The sequence below is a fragment of the Shewanella sp. TB7-MNA-CIBAN-0143 genome (assembly GCF_040310065.1).
Lineage (GTDB): Bacteria > Pseudomonadota > Gammaproteobacteria > Enterobacterales > Shewanellaceae > Shewanella.
In genome coordinates this window covers 1-15,677 of the sequence record NZ_JBEOPL010000036.1, presented here as the reverse complement: position 1 = coordinate 15,677, position 15,677 = coordinate 1, and the positions used below count along the sequence as shown (strand labels likewise).

Sequence of the window (15,677 nt, the reverse complement as noted above, 5' to 3'; positions counted from 1 at the left end):
TTGTATTTCCATCTCTGAGTGTCTATTAGAAAACCTCATCATGAATAGCTCTGAATTTGAAAATAAATCTAATGTTATTGTTGCGATGAAGCAATAAACAGAGCATTCAAATATGACTGCTCTGTTTATTAAAGATGGATTTAACTGTTTGTCATTTCTTTAATCATGTCTAATGCAACGGCTTCTGCAATACTGATACCGTCAATACCCGCCGATAAAATCCCGCCAGCATAACCAGCACCTTCACCTGCAGGATATAAACCTTTGGTGTTAATGCTTTGGAAATCGGCCCCACGTTTAATTTGTACCGGTGAAGAGGTACGAGTTTCAACGCCGGTTAACATGGCATCTTTACTGTCGAAACCACGAATTTTTTTACCAAATGCTGGAATGGCTTCACGAATAGCATCGATAGCGAATTGCGGCAATGCATCGCTTAAATCGGTCATTTTTACGTTGGGTTTATAAGACGGCTCAACGTTTTCAAACGGTTTACCCACTCCTGCAGCTAAAAAGTCACCGACCATTTGCGCTGGAGCATCATAATTGCTGCCGCCCATGATATAGGCGTGGCGTTCCAATTTACGTTGTAGCGCAATACCTTGAAGTGGATCGTTGTCAAAATCACTCGGATCAATGCCAACCACAATTGCACTGTTGGCATTACGTTCACTACGCGAATATTGGCTCATGCCATTAGTCACTACTGCATGTTCTTCAGACGTCGCCGCCACAACCACACCACCAGGGCACATACAAAAGCTGTAAACACTGCGACCACTTTTGCAATGGTGGACTAACTTATAATCTGCTGCACCTAACATTGGGTGACCCGCGTTAACGCCAAAGCGATCTTTATCAATCATCTCTTGCTTATGTTCAATACGAAAGCCAATCGAAAATGACTGCGCCTGCATATACACGCCTTTATCATGTAACATTTGGAAAGTATCACGGGCACTGTGACCAATCGCAGCAATAACATGTTTAGAATGCAGTACTTCGCCATTTCTCAGGGTGACACCAGTCACTTGACGGTCAGTAATGTTGATTTCATCAACACGGGTTTCAAAGCGAATTTCACCGCCTAAACGGATTATTTCGCGGCGCATTTTTTCCACCATAGTGACCAACTTAAAGGTACCTATATGTGGTTTACTAACATAAATGATTTCAGCTGGTGCACCCGCAGCGACAAATTCTTGTTTGACTTTTAAGCCTTTAAAGCCAGGGTCTTTAACTTGGCTATATAACTTTCCATCCGAGAATGTGCCAGCGCCACCTTCACCAAATTGTACGTTTGATTCAGTGTTTAACTCACTGGTACGCCAAAAACGGAAGGTATCTTTAGCGCGTTCGTGGACAGATTTACCACGCTCTAAAATAATCGGTTTAAAGCCCATTTGTGCCAACATAAGCCCAACAAACAAGCCGCAGGGTCCCATGCCGATCACCAGTGGACGTTCCGTTAAGCCTTCTGGAGCAGTCGCGACATATTTATAATCGGTATCTGGCGACACGCGGATATTATGGTCGTCAGCAAGTGATGCCAATAACGCGGCTTCGTCTACATTGGCTAATGTCACATCTAGTGTATAAATTAACGAAATTAAATTCTTTTTACGGGCATCGTAGCCACGCTTAAACACATGTATATCAACCAGCTGATCCGCTGAGATAGAGAGCCTTTGCAATACGAGTTGTTGCAGCGCATCTTCATTATGGTCGAGAGGCAATTTTACTTGGTTTAAACGGATCATGATCTACCTAAAAAGAGACTTAAAAAACAGCGAGTAGTTTACGTGATTTAACCTTAAAATGAAATTATCTATTGATGGTACTTGCTCTATGTCATGCTGTATTCTTTACCTTTATGATTAAATAGTAAAACCGATCACCCAGTTTAGCTCACTCTAGCGGGTGAACTCAGTGTGATACAAGCGAGTAGGGCGATAGGAAGTGAATATGTTGCGATGGATTATATTTCTTTATAGCGTAACAGTTTGTGTGAACGTGCAAGCTGCAACCAATGTGACTTTATTGAGTGATAACGGGATTGAGAGTTGGACCTCCAAAGTATTCTCTGGTGAATCAATTTACAGCGTTGGAGACTATAAAGGGCGCCTAGCATTAAAAGCACTCAGTCACCATTCCGCGTCAGGCCTGGTGCTAGAAAAGCAAATTGACCTCATTGCAACGCCTTACCTAAACTGGAGTTGGTTAGTTGAAAAGACGCTGCCGGAGTTAGACGAGCGAAGTAAAGCTGGTGATGATTTTGTGGCGCGAGTTTACGTGGTTATTGATGGTGGTTTTATGGTGTGGAACACCAAATCATTAAACTATGTTTGGTCGAGCAATCAAGCCAAAGGCTTGGTTTGGAACAACGCTTTTGCTGGCTCAAGTGTTAAAATGATGTCTGTGCGAGGACAGCAATCGCAGCAAAGTCAGTGGTATGAAGAAAAACGCAATGTGTATCAAGATTTGATTGAAACATTTGGGGATAAAGGCAGTGAAAAAGCTAACCGCAAAGCGTATCAATACATCGATATGATTGCGATTATGACCGATACCGACAACAGTGGTAAAGATGCAGAAACGTATTATGGAGACATAATATTTACTGAAAAATAGCAACTGATCAACCTGCATTTACTGGTGCTTAGCGACCTAGCAAAGTCGCATTGATTTTTACTTTATCGTTAAAGTAGTGGGCTAAATAAGTAAAAAAACTGCTCGACTAATCGTTTAACTAACGGTCTTTTACGCCACTGGCGCGCATCCATTTTTATTGAATTAGCCATATATTGATGTTGGACTTCACTAAGCGATTGAGTGAATTCTAAATTTTCAACAGAAAGAGTCACTTCAAAGTTAAGCCATAGGCTGCGCATATCAAGATTAACTGTGCCGATTAGGCTATGGTGCAGGTCAATGACCACTGACTTTGTGTGCAGTAAACCGCCACGAAAACGATGAATATTGACACCTGCATTCAGTAACTCGCCAAAGAAAGATCTGCTGGCCCATTCCACCATCATTGAGTCGTTTTTATCGGGTATGATTAAATTGACCTCCACACCCCTTAATGCAGCTGCTGTTAATGCAAACAGTAGGTTTTCACTGGGGACAAAATAAGGGCTAGTGATGGTGATGCTGTGTTTTGCTTGATAAATACTGAGCAATAAAACTTGTTGGATCATATCCTCAGGCATACCGGGTCCTGATGGAATAACTTGAACCATGTCAGATGGTTCCTCGTCGTGCGGATGGCATTGTGGCGGTTCGGGTAACATTCTCTGGTCTGTTTCGGTTTCCCAATCCCAGGCGAGAATGCAGTTAAGCACTGGCACACTGGAGCCGGTAATTCTCACCATGACATCAACCCACTCACCAACACCAGCGCTTTGCTTAAAATATTTAGGATCGACTAGATTCATTGAGCCGGTATAACCGATTTGGTTGTCTATCACGACTATTTTACGATGAAGGCGAAGATCTAAACGGCGGAAGATCATACGTACAAGAGAAACAGACAGTGCGGATACCAAATTTATGCCAGCTTCACGCATTTTTTTTGGCCACTTACTGTTAAAAAAGGTTCGACTTCCTGCAGCATCTAATAATATTCTCACTGCCACATCGCGTTGAGCAGCTTGAATAAGTGCTTGGGCAACTTGGTCAGCAAGCCCACCAGGATGCCAAATATAGAACTCTAAATGAATCGAGGTTTGCGCTTGTTGTATGTCTTCAATCAGGGTTGTTAAAATCGTTTCGGCGGATGATTTAAGTGTTAGTTGATTATTGGCTAACGTAGGAATGCCCAGACGTTTTTCACATAAATGGCTTATGGGAATCGCGTAATCACTTAAGTTGTGAGGACGATATTGCTGAATGGCAAACAGTCGACGAAACCATTCCCGATAGGGGCCGTACATCTCTTTAGCTCTCACTGCGCGGGTTTTACCAAGGTTCATCTCGCCAACGAGGAAATAAAGGAAAATACCTAAGATGGGGACAACAAAAATAAGCATCATCCAAGCTAAGGAAACACCAATAGATCGCCGTTTATAGACAATACGCGTGGTGATACCAGCAATGAGCAGCCAATAAGCTAATACGCTGATTATCGTTAATATTTTATAAAGCTCAACCATAGCTAGCCAGTGTATCAATCATGTAGAAAAACATGCACTTATCATATCAGGTTTTCAATCGGTATGGTCTACAGTCATCCGTCTGTACGGCTGGGTATATCAAACAGTTTGTTTTATTATAAAGACTCTGGTGCTATTCAGTTTAAAGCGAACCAAACGCTAGCATCACTTTAAGTCACTTTAAGTCATTTTCAGATAGCCCTCCCAAAACGAATAGAGGTATTCATCCATCGGTATTTTTCGCTCAAAGCCAACATCGACCTTACAGCCTAAGCGTAAACTGCTTGGGCTTGCTCGATGGGGAAGTCTGGTTATCGTCATATTGTTGATGATGACAGTTGTGGTTGTGCCAAAATTTGTGCATTTAGCCACAGAGCCTCAAGTGATTAATAATGAGCAAGAGTCGTTTGCTGCACAATGTGTAAAAGCCACACCTATCGCTAAATTGGATACTGATGGCCAACTGGCGGTCGCGAGCTGGAATGTTTATAAACAGCAAAATGCTGGCTGGCAAACGCTGCTCAGTCAGTTAGCTAAACAACATCAATTATTGTTGCTGCAAGAGGTGAAGTTATCTGACGAGTTTCAGTTGTGGCGCCAACAACATCACCAACAATTGGCGATGGTGCAAGCATTTAGCCAAGACCATATACCACTAGGGGTGATGAGCTTGTCTCAAGTTGCTGCGAGTGAAAGTTGCGGTTATTTGACGGCTGAACCCCTAATACAGTTTCCCAAGTCGAGTTTGTTAAGTTATTTCCCCTTATCGAATGGTGAAACTTTGCTGGTGGCTAACTTGCACAGTATTAACTTTGAGTATGATCTAGACAGTTATGCTGCGCAGTTACAGCAGCTACTACCAGCGTTAAGTGCTCATAAAGGACCGATAATTTTCGGCGGGGATTTAAATACTTGGCGTCAAGCCAGATTATCAATGTTAGCCTTGATGACAAAGAAATTAGGGCTAAAAGCGGTGATCCCCGCGGATGACAAACGCACAACCGTGATGGGCTATCCAATTGATCACCTTTATTATCGAGGACTAACTTTAGAGTCATCTCGGGTCATTATGACTAAAAGCTCAGACCATTATCCTTTGTTAGCGCAATTTAGATTAGGCGAAAGTTAACGCTCATCGTTTATGACGGCTATTAACTGATTAAAGTTGTGTTAAAGGTCATAAAGACCGCATGGGCTCGCTCAAGATTAATTGATTGGTGCGGCTGACAGGCACATCAATGTTAAAATCGATTCACAGTCATTTTTCAATTCGAGTAAAATAACCTTTAACGATTTAATGTGTGTTTTGTGCAAGTTAAAACGATAAGAGCATAATACATTATGATCTTATCGTTAATTAACCCGCTGATTAAACGACTATATCAGTAGCTTGATATGTCTCTCAATATTGATTTTTTTATCTGCCACAGCTTCAATTAATTATTTCTTATTAAACATCGCTTGGCCGGTTTTATCTTTTTCAGACCAGAAATTAAGATTGAACTGGGCATCAGGGCTTAATTCAATACGATGCCAGTACTCTGGTGGGCTAGTGGCAAATTGGCCTGCTTTGATCACCACTTTTACTTCTGGTTCAGTTGCTTCGCTGTCTGCAAAACCAAAATACGTGACCACACCTTCCATTACACATAACTGGCCGAATACACCTTCGGCGGTATTGTGGTGAGTCAGTAGCGCATCAGGCACATTTTTAGTGGTGAAAAATGGCGTAGAGCGTTGAATTGTCCAGTTTGCTGGGATACGTTGATGAGACATAATGTTCTCCTAAATAACCTGAACTCGGGATAATAAACGCCTTTCAAACAGCCCTTTGCCCTGCTAACTGCGTTGAATCGACTTACAATAGGCTAGCTATTGACGCGTCAATTCGCCTTGTTCGCATAACCAATGACAAGCTTGAAAGTGAGGAGGGTTAACATGCTGATTTTAAATAGCATAAGTTCATCCCTTATCCCAAATTCAGGTTAAGTTGATTGATGAGTAGGCTTTATGAGTAAAGCCTACTCGATAAAATACTAAAGACTTGCTGGTAAGGCTCTGAGTAGCGGGAAGGTATTGTTCATGTGGCCTTCTGTTACCACAAAACCGATTATCTGTTTTTGCTCATTGTACGCTTTTACTGAGCAACCCAGAGCATCAATATCAACCTGCCACGATGCAACGTCAATTACGGTATTCCCGCCTAATTGAATGGGCATTTGCGGTGTTTTAACTTTGACTAACATAGCCGGTAGTTTCAAATCTGTCGGTTGGCCTAATAAGGTTTTCGCTAACGCATTGGCGCTTAACATAATGGGCTGCAAGTAGGACATCACCTTACCATTGATTTCGGCGCAATCTCCTAAGGCATAAACATTGTTCGCTGAGGTTTGCAGTTGCAGATTAACCACTAAGCCATTATTGACTTTGAATCCTGACTTTCGTGCTAAGCCAACATTAGCCTTTAATCCCGCAGCTGAAATAACACAATCGACAATATGGGTATTACCACAACTGAGTGTGGCACAAATACCTGATTCAATTTTGTTTAGCGAACTAATGGTACGGCCAAACTCAAATACAACACCGTTATCGACCATCTTCTTTTGTAAAACACTGGCGACTAAATCTGGCAGCATGGTTGCCATCACGCCGTGACTTGGATCAACCACCACGACGTTTTTACCGCTGCGATTAAGATCCATGGCTATTTCAGTGCCGATAATACCCGCTCCAATAACCAAAACACGTTGTGCATTTTGTAGTTGCAGCTGCGCATTATTAAACTCACTAAGACTGTTTAAGGTGACCACACTGTCTGTTGCGTTACCAAGCATTGATGGCACAAAGGTTTTTGCTCCTGTTGCTAGCACCAGTTTTGTATAAGGGTAAGCAACACCTTCAACAAACACCGCTTGCTGTTCACTATCAATGCAATCAACCTTGGTAAAAGCATGCAGAGTAATATTATTCTCGGAGGCAAACTCTTGTGCAGTAAGGCGGATTAAGTCCGCACTGTTTTGCTTGTTACTAAATACATGGCTCAAGTCCGGTTTATTATAATCGTGGCCTTCATCAAGGGTGAACACGGTTATCGGTAAATGCTTATCTGTGCGTCTAATGGTTTTGATTAGTTGGTATGAGCCAAAGCCGCTACCGATGATAATGATGGGTGCGCTCATGATGCTTTCCTCTCAGCGATAGGGACAAAAACATCTTTGCCAAGGCCGCAATCTGGGCAAAGGAAAAAGTCTGGCACTTCGCTCCACGGTGTACCTGGTGTTACATCTTGATTAGGCTCACCCAATACTGGCTCATATACCCAATTACACACAGTGCAGAGCATATTTTGTGAATCACTCATTGCCGTCGCTGTTGTACATGTCGGTTTGGTTGCTTGAGTTGCTTGAGTTGGCTTAGTGGTTACAGTGGCTTGAGCGCTCTTAGCTAGCGATGCCGGTGAAATGGATTTTACATTACTTAAATCATGCCATGCCCAGCTTTTAGCTATCTGGCGACCGTGCTCACGGCATTCGCGCATCGCTTTACCATCTGGTCGCCATTTTGCTTTTAAGCCGACAATGGTTTCAAATCCGGCATCTGTAAGACGGGTGTGAATACGGTCAACGGCGCCGCCGTTCCAGCCATAACTTCCAAATGCTCCGGCTTTTTTATCTTTAAAGCGCAGGCCTGTGATCTCTTCTAGCATTCCCGCGACTTTCGGCATCATGACATTGTTCATGGTTGATGAGCCTACCAAAATACCTTTGGAGCGGAACACGTTGGCTAATATGTCATTTTTATCATGACGGGCCACGTTAAACACTTTAACCGACACAACAGGGTCAACGTCGTGGATGCCTTGAGCAATGGCATCGGCCATCATGCGGGTGTTATTAGACATCGAATCATAAAAAATGGTGATTCTGTCTTCCTGATAGTTATCTGCCCATTGCAGATATTGATGAATAATCTGTGCTGGGTTGTCGCGCCACACTACGCCATGGGCGGTAGCAATCATGTCAACGGGCAGGTTAAAGCTTAGCACCTCGTTAATTTTGGCGGTAACCAGCGAGCTAAACGGGGTTAAAATATTGGAATAATAGCGTAAACATTGATCCATCAATTCAATTTGGTCTACTTCGTCATTAAACAAATGCTCATCGCAGTAATGCTGACCGAACGCATCATTGCTAAACAACACAGCATCTTCCGTTAAATAGGTCATCATGCTGTCAGGCCAATGCAACATAGGAGTTTCAATGAACACCAGCTGCTTACCGTTACCAATGTCTAAGGTATCGCCGGTTTTAACAATATTAAAATTCCACTCTGTATGGTGATGTAAGCCAGTAATAGAGTCGATAGCATTTTCGGTACAGTAAATCGGGGTATTGGGAATTTTAGCCATTAAAGCCGCTAAGGCACCTGAGTGATCTTCTTCCGCATGGTTAATGACGATGTAATCAATCTTATCGAGATCAATTTCCATCTCAAGGTTTTGGATAAATTGCAGGCTGAAACGATGGTCAACAGTATCGATTAAAACATTTTTCTGTTCACGAATAAGGTAACTATTATAACTGGTGCCTTTGGTGGTTTTATATTCAGTACCATGGAAGTCCAATATTTCCCAGTCACGTTGTCCAACCCAATCGATGTTATTTTTAATGTGAATTGTCATATGTACACCTGTAATAAATTAGAAGTTAAAGTTGATAGAGATATTTCAAAAGTTAACTTCGTTATTGCAGAGTGCATGCCAACTGTTTATCTTATTGATTATATGAAGGTAATGTATATTTGATGAATTTTATTGGTGTCATAAAGACATGCTCTTTATTGTCAATATGACTCAAAGGTGTCATATTGACTTCTTGCTGTGTTCTAAAATGACATTATTGATGAAATGCCAATCACAGGCTTTATCGCTATTTATCAGCTAATACAAACTGGGATAAATGCTTGCTTCAGCTGCATTTTGTAATGTTATTGTTATTACATTAAGCTAAGGCTATTCACTAGAATACGATAACCACGAAATTTACTGAGCTGTTTATGTCGTAAAATTTGTATTAATTCAATCCCTTTGGATGTCAGATGTAAAAAGGATGTTAGATGATAGATTTTAATAATAAAGGTTTTTTCAAACTGAAGCAGAATTCTGATTTTGCAGACAAAGCCCGCGATTTACTTGTCGATGATGAACGAGTCATTGATTCATATAAATCCATGCGTGATGGTGTCATTTTTACCAGTAAAAGAATTATCGCTGTTAATGTTCAAGGCATTACAGGAAGTAAAAAAGATTTTACATCTTTGCCTTACAAAAATATTGTCGCTTACTCAATTGAAACATCGGGGACATTCGATCTCGATTCCGAACTAGAAATATACTTTTCAGCGATAGGCAAAGTTAGGTTTGAGTTTACTGGTAAGGCCTCAATGCTGGAGATATCAAAAATAATCTCAGGTTATTTATTATAGGTCTGCAAATGCCGCTATTGTCAATAATTGCTTAATAAATTGATAATTTCAACAAACGAACCATTAAGGTTTAATCTGTTGTAAAATATGAGTTTAGTCTAGAATTTAATGCTGAAACTGAGGAGTGTTAAGTGGGTCGTTTCGTCAGTTATCTGGCGTCGAGAAAGACTAAAACGTGAGGTGTAAAATTGTAAATATGGCTAATGTTCAAATCAGAGTGTTGCTGATGAGTGATTGGGAAATCTATAGAAGGTTACGTTTATTAGCATTACAAGACTCGCCAGATTCGTTTGGCTCGACTTATGAACGAGAAGCTGAATTTACCGACGAAGAGTGGATTTCTCGTCTTAATGCAAGCAATCGAGCAAAGCATGCATTGCCACTGATCGCTGAACTTGATGGCGTCGCTGTAGGCTTAGCATGGGGACAGATCCATAGTTCTAGTTCTAGTCCTATGAATACTGATGCTGCACATGTGTATCAAATGTGGATGTCACCACGCGCGCGCGGATATGGACTTAGTAAGTTATTACTGAATAGCATTATTGATTGGGCCAAAAAATCTAATCGAAAAGTCGTTTGCTTAGAGGTTACTATTGCTAACGAGGCCGCTGTTAATCTCTATAAATCAATTGGTTTTGTTGCTGTTGGTGAAACACAGACTCTACGAGAGGGTAGTGCATTACTGACTCAAACCATGATACTGGAGTTATGTGGTTAATAAATGAGTCATGTTCTCAATAAAATCGACGTTTTCAGCAAAATAGTTTTCAGTAAAATCGTTTTCAATAAAATCTAGGTGACACGACTCACTTTTAGGGTATTGTCGCAACGGTTTAATTAACCACGTTTCGCTCATTAACTGAGTGGCTTTTACAATGGAGTGTAAAAATGAATGAATCTCAAGCAGATAATATTATCCAATCTTATGAAACGGATAGCATTACCGCTTTACGTTCAGATTTAGATAAACTGAGACCCAAACCATATACTTGGTTAATCCAATGGCTGATGTGTTTGGCGACTATTGGCGCTATTTTATATATTGCAAAAGTAGACCTATTAGTAGAACAAAATTTTGTGTGGTTGCTACTGTTATTTGTCGCGATTGGCTTTAGCCATCGAGATGATTATTTAGCTCATAAACGTATCGATTTGGTGATTAAACTACTCGATAAAAATGCATTTCATAAACGGTCATAGTTCAAAAGGAAGCCTTGGCACATGGATATTATGATTGATGATTTACAGGGCTCTGGCGTGGTTGAGTTACTGCAAGCACATTTGGCTGACATGTATGCAACATCGCCACCGGGTAGTGTTCATGCATTAGATATTGAAGCCTTAAAACATCCATCAATTACTTTTTGGTGTGCCAAACAAGGTGACATAGTACTTGGGTGCGTAGCGATAAAACAGTTAACGCCAACCCACGGCGAAATTAAGTCTATGCGAACGGCTGCAATGGCGAGAAACCAAGGAGTAGCATCGGCATTGTTATCGCACATATTGGGCGTAGCTAAGTCTTGTGGTTATCAGCGGTTGAGTTTGGAAACTGGATCGATGGATTTTTTTGCGCCAGCAAGGCGTTTGTATGAACGACATCAATTTGATTACAGCGGCCCATTTGCGGACTATGAACTAGATCCTAATAGCTTGTTTATGACAAGATTAATTGAGTAAATTGATTTGTGATAAAGGTAAAGCCTAGCAAAGCGCTAATTTATGAAATGTGTAAGCGACTATTACTCTTCTTCATTATTTTTGGCATTGCCATCGTAATATTAATGACCCCAGAAGGTGAGTGTGTAGCATTTTTTAGCCATAGCTTGTGCACAGGAAAAGATAAGTGGGTTATTGTAAAGTGGATTTTTTTGTTTGATTCATTGTTACTGGCACACACAGCTTTGCCTGTTTTGCATTACTTAGCGCTAAGATTTTTAATTAAGCATAAAAACTGACCTCTAAATGGGTTTTGAAAAGCTTAATGATTTACAACCTTTCTATCATTGATCTAAACAAGCCAAACTCAGTTATAGCATTGGCATAACTGAGTTTGGCTTGTTTTATATTAGTGCTGCAGTTTCCAGACAAAGCGTTATTAGTACTATGCCTAGCAGGCTTGTTCACTCTCAACAATTTTTTGAATATCGTGCGGGTGTACTTTAACGCAAATGCCATTGGCCTTAAATGCGATAGTTGGGTTAGCAAGGCGCTCTTTATCACCTTTTGGCGAACTTTGTTTAACCTTAATATCACTGTTTTCGTTACTACCTGCAATAGTATTACCTGCAATAGTATTACCCGCAATAACATCAGCCAGTAGTGGCACTTTTTCAATAAGCTCTGCGACGAGTTCATCACAGGTTTGTGCCTGTGATGGGAACACTAATTCGATATGCTCCCAACCTTCAACCGGATAAGATTTGTCAGATGGAAAGGGCAGTTCAACACATTGAATTTTCATCGCACCGATAACTAATGGTTCGGCTAATTTAATGATTAAAATCGGCCGACCGTTGATGATGTTATTAGAGATGATTTTGCCGTGTTGACTAAATTCATCGACGAGTAACTGCGCTGTTTGATTATCGTTCACCCGCAGAGCAGCATGATCACAATTCAATGCTAAGTTGTCTAAACCTAACCGATGAATAAACGCGCTAATGCGCTGGCTAAAGCCTGCCCAAGTATGTTGTAGATGTTGGTAATTCATTTAATAACCCAAGAAACAAAGCAAAAAATGGTATGGTTGAGATTGAATAAGCTTATGGCCATATTTCAATCGGTGTACCAGCATCAATCATTTGCCACAATTCATCCATTTCTTTGTTGGTGACGGCAATACATCCATTGGTCCAGTTGTACTTTTGTGCTTCTTCTGGCGGTAAAGTTGAACGAGGGTTTTCACCGTGGATCATAATCATGCCACCGGCTCTAATGCCTAATGCATCAGCTCGTAATTTATCTTCTTCATTGGGATAAGAGATATGAATCGATTTATAAAATGCACTATCAGATTTTTTATAATCTAATACATAACGACCTTGCGGAGTACGTTGATCACCTTCTTTAAGCTTATGACCACTTGGCACATCGCCCATGGCAATAAGGTAACTTTTAATCACTCTTCCGTCACGCATGACAGATAAGCGTGATTCAGATTTATTGACGACAACTAAATCTACTTTTGCTGTAGTTTGGCTTGAAGAGGCAACCGCCAATGACGGGCTGAAAATTAAGGCTATAAATATTATGTACAACGCGCGCATGAAATCTCCGTAAACCAATGACCTTTTTAATTTTTATTGTAAAATGACCCTATTTCGAATGTTAAAACTCGACAGTCAATGTTAGATTTTAACGACAACAAGGGTTAATTGATATTAGTTAACCGAGTTTATTTGCAATTTATTACCCGAGACAGTGAATAATAAGATGAATATCGAAGAAAAATCCGACAGTCCACTAAAAAAACAGCTTAGAAGTGTGATTTTTGGTACCGAAACCCCAGCAGGAAAACGTTTCGATATTGCCCTTATGGTCTGTATTGTACTGAGTGTGATATTGATTTTTATCGATACCACAGAATATGTTAATTCCCTTTACGGTGACTATATTAGTATCGCCGAATGGACCTTTACGGTATTGTTTACCGTTGAGTACATATTAAGGCTCTATTGCTCGCTTAATCGGTTACACTATGCACGCAGTTTTTTTGGTGTAGTGGATTTAGTGTCAATTTTACCCAGTTATTTAGGGTTGATTTTCCCTGGTGCCAATGTCGCGTTAGCGTTAAGAGTACTGCGTTTATTCCGGGTGTTTAGAGTATTAAAGTTACTTCGATACCTAAGCGATGGCCAAATATTGCTCAAAGCCATGGTGCAGTCCGGTCGAAAAGTGTTTATGTTTTTCTTCTCGGTAAGCCTGATTATTATGGTGTTAAGTGTGGTTATGTATGTGGTTGAAGGCCCTAACAATGGCTTTACTTCCATTCCTAAGTCCATGTATTGGACCGTGGTGACCATTACCACCGTTGGCTACGGAGATATTACGCCGCAAACGCCATTGGGCCAAGGGATTGCGGCACTTACTATGCTGATTGGTTATTCGATTATTGCGATCCCCACCGGTATTTTAACCGCTGAAATTTCACATGAAATGGTCAGAACCCGTGATTTACGTAAATGCAGTAATTGTGGCAAAAAAGGCCACGATAAAGATGCTGAATATTGTAATCATTGTGGTAGCGAACTTGAAAAACTCTAGGGTTACAGCCTGTAAAGCTGATTTAGATTTGATTTTTATTATAGACACACAAGGATATTGATGACCGCTGCTAAATTTGTTGAGGGTTCCATTTTACGCCATATCCTGGTGATGAGCTCTACTGCTGCTGTGGGTATTTCGGCACTTTTTGTGGTCGACTTACTCGATATTTTCTTTTTAAGCTTACTTGGTGAAATAGAGCTCGCCGCAGCAGCAGGTTATGCCAGCACGATTTCATTTTTTACGACTTCGATAGGTATCGGCTTATCGATTGCTCTAGGCGCTTTGGTGTCAAAAGCGGTGGGGTCGAAAAACATTAAGTTAGCCAAGAGATTATTTTTAAACAGTGCCATCGTGACGTTAATTACCAGTGTGCTGGTGGCTGCAGTTGTCATCGCGTTTATTCCCGAATTGTTAGCGTTGGTGGGTGCAACAGGGCGCACTGCGGAATTGGCTGAAAGCTATTTGTATATTCTGGTACCGTCTTTACCATTTATTTGTTTAGCAATGGCGCTTGGCGGCGCGCTGCGTGCAGTGGGTGATGCCAAACTATCGATGATGTCGACACTAGCTGGTGGCGGTGTTAACGCCGTATTAGACCCTATCTTTATCTTTAGTTTATCAATGGGTATTGAAGGTGCTGCGGCCGCATCGGTATTGGCCCGTATTGCGGTGTTTGTCATCTCAGCTCGCGGAGTGGTGGTTAAGCATAAGCTGTTAGGTCAATTTTCGTGGATTGAGTTCAAGCAAGACCTAGGGGTGATTTTTGCCATAGCCGCACCTGCAATGCTCACCAATGTGGCAACTCCCATTGGTAATGCGGTGGTAACGCGTGCCATAGCTGATTTTGGTGATAGTTATGTAGCTGGCTGGGCGGTATTAGGACGTTTGATCCCCGTCTCGTTCGGGATGATTTTTGCACTGTCTGGCGCAGTCGGACCGATAGTGGGGCAAAACTTTGGTGCCAATGAAATTGAACGAGTTCGATTGAGTTTAAACAAAGCGATTCAATTTTGTGTTGTTTATGTTCTGGTGGTGTCACTGGTACTGTTTTTATTACGAAATGTCATTATTAGTAGTTTTGATATGAAAGGCGATGCGGCAGAGCTTATTTTGTTTTTCTGTCAGTACATCGCGGTGTTCTTTATCTTTTCGGGCATTTTGTTTATTGCCAATGCCTCATTTAATAATTTAGGTAAGGCTAAATACTCGACCTTTTTTAATGTCGGTAAAGCAACCATCGGCACCATACCATTTGTGTATTTTGGCGCCCAGTGGGGCGGTGTATTTGGGGTGTTAATTGGTCAGGTGATTGGGGCAATTATATTTGGTGTGATAGGTATTTTATGTGCATATCGATTAGTCGACAAAATTAGCCGCCAAGGTATGCTTTCAGCGGGTGCTAATCGACAACTACTAGAAGACGATGCGATAAACATTGATATGGTGGCCGCTCCTTCACCTATGCCAGGGCGCACTCAGATGGCTCAATTAGATGAAGATCCACTGTGTAAGCAAGTTGCTCAACAAGACAACGCCGATACAGCCAATGGCGACACAAATGATACTGAAAAAGCCGGTGCTGATGGCGCTAGTACCGATAACATTGGCAGTGAGAAAAGCAGCGATAAAATCAATTGATCTGATAGATGCTATGTAGATGTGACTTAGTGTAGATGTGATTCAGTGTAGATGAGACTCAGTGAAGATGAGACTCAGTGAAGATGAGACTCAGTGAAGATGAGACTCAGTGAAGATGAGACTCAG

16 protein-coding genes are annotated in these 15,677 nt (G+C 41.2%); 8 read left to right on the top strand and 8 right to left on the bottom strand.

The window, feature by feature from the left end; translation table 11 throughout:
* Window positions 1–140: 140 nt before the first annotated feature.
* Window positions 141–1,760: an NAD(P)/FAD-dependent oxidoreductase gene (locus AAEY97_RS20535; protein WP_101087488.1), complete on the bottom strand. Its 1,620-nt coding sequence runs from the start codon at window positions 1,758–1,760 to the stop codon at window positions 141–143.
* 205 nt (window positions 1,761–1,965) lie between these two features.
* Between AAEY97_RS20535 and AAEY97_RS20530 the strand changes: the two genes are divergently transcribed.
* Window positions 1,966–2,631 carry a DUF3047 domain-containing protein gene (locus AAEY97_RS20530; RefSeq protein WP_192116138.1) on the top strand — a complete coding sequence of 222 codons (666 nt, stop codon included), beginning with the start codon at window positions 1,966–1,968 and terminating at the stop codon, window positions 2,629–2,631.
* A 68-nt stretch (window positions 2,632–2,699) separates the two neighbouring features.
* Here the strand turns inward: AAEY97_RS20530 and cls are convergent, their stop codons facing one another.
* Entirely contained in the window at window positions 2,700–4,154 is a 1,455-nt protein-coding gene (gene cls / locus AAEY97_RS20525; protein WP_162022829.1) for a cardiolipin synthase, read from the bottom strand.
* Between the two features lie 322 nt (window positions 4,155–4,476).
* Between cls and AAEY97_RS20520 the strand changes: the two genes are divergently transcribed.
* Window positions 4,477–5,283, top strand: coding sequence for an endonuclease/exonuclease/phosphatase family protein (locus AAEY97_RS20520; RefSeq protein WP_259395491.1), 807 nt, complete (start codon window positions 4,477–4,479; stop codon window positions 5,281–5,283).
* Between the two features lie 311 nt (window positions 5,284–5,594).
* Here the strand turns inward: AAEY97_RS20520 and AAEY97_RS20515 are convergent, their stop codons facing one another.
* The 3 genes from AAEY97_RS20515 to norV all read right to left on the bottom strand — a co-directional run bounded on the left by AAEY97_RS20515 (window position 5,595) and on the right by norV (window position 8,838).
* Window positions 5,595–5,930 carry a TehB family protein gene (locus AAEY97_RS20515; protein ID WP_101087492.1) on the bottom strand — a complete coding sequence of 112 codons (336 nt, stop codon included), beginning with the start codon at window positions 5,928–5,930 and terminating at the stop codon, window positions 5,595–5,597.
* Window positions 5,931–6,190: 260 nt separating this feature from the next.
* Entirely contained in the window at window positions 6,191–7,336 is a 1,146-nt protein-coding gene (gene norW, locus AAEY97_RS20510) for an NADH:flavorubredoxin reductase NorW (protein WP_162022831.1), read from the bottom strand.
* Window positions 7,333–8,838 carry an anaerobic nitric oxide reductase flavorubredoxin gene (gene norV, locus AAEY97_RS20505; RefSeq protein WP_101087494.1) on the bottom strand — a complete coding sequence of 502 codons (1,506 nt, stop codon included), beginning with the start codon at window positions 8,836–8,838 and terminating at the stop codon, window positions 7,333–7,335. The genes norW and norV overlap by 4 nt, the downstream gene beginning before the upstream one ends.
* A gap of 434 nt (window positions 8,839–9,272) precedes the next feature.
* Here norV and AAEY97_RS20500 point away from each other — a divergent pair, with 434 nt between their 5' ends.
* Both AAEY97_RS20500 and AAEY97_RS20495 read left to right on the top strand, forming a co-directional pair.
* Window positions 9,273–9,641, top strand: coding sequence for a PH domain-containing protein (locus AAEY97_RS20500; RefSeq protein WP_101087495.1), 369 nt, complete (start codon window positions 9,273–9,275; stop codon window positions 9,639–9,641).
* A gap of 196 nt (window positions 9,642–9,837) precedes the next feature.
* Window positions 9,838–10,362: a GNAT family N-acetyltransferase gene (locus tag AAEY97_RS20495; protein ID WP_162022833.1), complete on the top strand. Its 525-nt coding sequence runs from the start codon at window positions 9,838–9,840 to the stop codon at window positions 10,360–10,362.
* Here the strand turns inward: AAEY97_RS20495 and AAEY97_RS20490 are convergent.
* The gene (locus tag AAEY97_RS20490) at window positions 10,351–10,500 is read right to left on the bottom strand and encodes a hypothetical protein (protein ID WP_162022834.1); all 150 of its coding nucleotides are present in this window, start codon (window positions 10,498–10,500) and stop codon (window positions 10,351–10,353) included. The two genes, AAEY97_RS20495 and AAEY97_RS20490, sit on opposite strands and share 12 nt — an antisense overlap.
* A 32-nt stretch (window positions 10,501–10,532) precedes the next feature.
* Between AAEY97_RS20490 and AAEY97_RS20485 the strand changes: the two genes are divergently transcribed.
* Both AAEY97_RS20485 and AAEY97_RS20480 read left to right on the top strand, forming a co-directional pair.
* Window positions 10,533–10,844 carry a hypothetical protein gene (locus AAEY97_RS20485; RefSeq protein WP_101087497.1) on the top strand — a complete coding sequence of 104 codons (312 nt, stop codon included), beginning with the start codon at window positions 10,533–10,535 and terminating at the stop codon, window positions 10,842–10,844.
* A gap of 21 nt (window positions 10,845–10,865) precedes the next feature.
* Window positions 10,866–11,324, top strand: coding sequence for a GNAT family N-acetyltransferase (locus tag AAEY97_RS20480; RefSeq protein WP_101087498.1), 459 nt, complete (start codon window positions 10,866–10,868; stop codon window positions 11,322–11,324).
* Window positions 11,325–11,754: 430 nt separating this feature from the next.
* Here AAEY97_RS20480 and AAEY97_RS20475 read toward each other — a convergent pair whose 3' ends face one another.
* Both AAEY97_RS20475 and AAEY97_RS20470 read right to left on the bottom strand, forming a co-directional pair.
* The gene (locus tag AAEY97_RS20475) at window positions 11,755–12,357 is read right to left on the bottom strand and encodes a VOC family protein (RefSeq protein ID WP_351001141.1); all 603 of its coding nucleotides are present in this window, start codon (window positions 12,355–12,357) and stop codon (window positions 11,755–11,757) included.
* Between the two features lie 52 nt (window positions 12,358–12,409).
* Window positions 12,410–12,913 (bottom strand): L,D-transpeptidase family protein, encoded by a 504-nt coding sequence (locus AAEY97_RS20470; RefSeq protein ID WP_101087500.1) that lies wholly within the window; start codon window positions 12,911–12,913, stop codon window positions 12,410–12,412.
* 166 nt (window positions 12,914–13,079) lie between these two features.
* On the opposite strand from AAEY97_RS20470, the gene AAEY97_RS20465 reads away from it, so the two are divergent.
* Both AAEY97_RS20465 and AAEY97_RS20460 read left to right on the top strand, forming a co-directional pair.
* The gene (locus AAEY97_RS20465) at window positions 13,080–13,910 is read left to right on the top strand and encodes an ion transporter (RefSeq protein ID WP_162022836.1); all 831 of its coding nucleotides are present in this window, start codon (window positions 13,080–13,082) and stop codon (window positions 13,908–13,910) included.
* A 60-nt stretch (window positions 13,911–13,970) separates the two neighbouring features.
* A complete protein-coding gene (locus AAEY97_RS20460; RefSeq protein WP_162022837.1) occupies window positions 13,971–15,551 on the top strand; it encodes an MATE family efflux transporter in 1,581 nt (526 codons plus the stop codon).
* Window positions 15,552–15,677: the final 126 nt, after the last annotated feature.

What these genes read in the sequence shown, in the direction of transcription:
- AAEY97_RS20515 (WP_101087492.1), bottom strand. Translation starts at nt 5,930, where the DNA reads ATGTCTCATCAACGTATCCCAGCAAACTGGACAATTCAACGCTCTACG.
- AAEY97_RS20465 (WP_162022836.1), top strand. Translation starts at nt 13,080, where the DNA reads ATGAATATCGAAGAAAAATCCGACAGTCCACTAAAAAAACAGCTTAGA.
- AAEY97_RS20535 (WP_101087488.1), bottom strand. Translation starts at nt 1,760, where the DNA reads ATGATCCGTTTAAACCAAGTAAAATTGCCTCTCGACCATAATGAAGAT.
- AAEY97_RS20475 (WP_351001141.1), bottom strand. Translation starts at nt 12,357, where the DNA reads ATGAATTACCAACATCTACAACATACTTGGGCAGGCTTTAGCCAGCGC.
- AAEY97_RS20470 (WP_101087500.1), bottom strand. Translation starts at nt 12,913, where the DNA reads ATGCGCGCGTTGTACATAATATTTATAGCCTTAATTTTCAGCCCGTCA.
- AAEY97_RS20500 (WP_101087495.1), top strand. Translation starts at nt 9,273, where the DNA reads ATGATAGATTTTAATAATAAAGGTTTTTTCAAACTGAAGCAGAATTCT.
- norV (WP_101087494.1), bottom strand. Translation starts at nt 8,838, where the DNA reads ATGACAATTCACATTAAAAATAACATCGATTGGGTTGGACAACGTGAC.
- AAEY97_RS20490 (WP_162022834.1), bottom strand. Translation starts at nt 10,500, where the DNA reads ATGAGCGAAACGTGGTTAATTAAACCGTTGCGACAATACCCTAAAAGT.
- cls (WP_162022829.1), bottom strand. Translation starts at nt 4,154, where the DNA reads ATGGTTGAGCTTTATAAAATATTAACGATAATCAGCGTATTAGCTTAT.
- AAEY97_RS20480 (WP_101087498.1), top strand. Translation starts at nt 10,866, where the DNA reads ATGGATATTATGATTGATGATTTACAGGGCTCTGGCGTGGTTGAGTTA.
- AAEY97_RS20530 (WP_192116138.1), top strand. Translation starts at nt 1,966, where the DNA reads ATGTTGCGATGGATTATATTTCTTTATAGCGTAACAGTTTGTGTGAAC.
- AAEY97_RS20460 (WP_162022837.1), top strand. Translation starts at nt 13,971, where the DNA reads ATGACCGCTGCTAAATTTGTTGAGGGTTCCATTTTACGCCATATCCTG.
- AAEY97_RS20495 (WP_162022833.1), top strand. Translation starts at nt 9,838, where the DNA reads ATGGCTAATGTTCAAATCAGAGTGTTGCTGATGAGTGATTGGGAAATC.
- AAEY97_RS20485 (WP_101087497.1), top strand. Translation starts at nt 10,533, where the DNA reads ATGAATGAATCTCAAGCAGATAATATTATCCAATCTTATGAAACGGAT.
- norW (WP_162022831.1), bottom strand. Translation starts at nt 7,336, where the DNA reads ATGAGCGCACCCATCATTATCATCGGTAGCGGCTTTGGCTCATACCAA.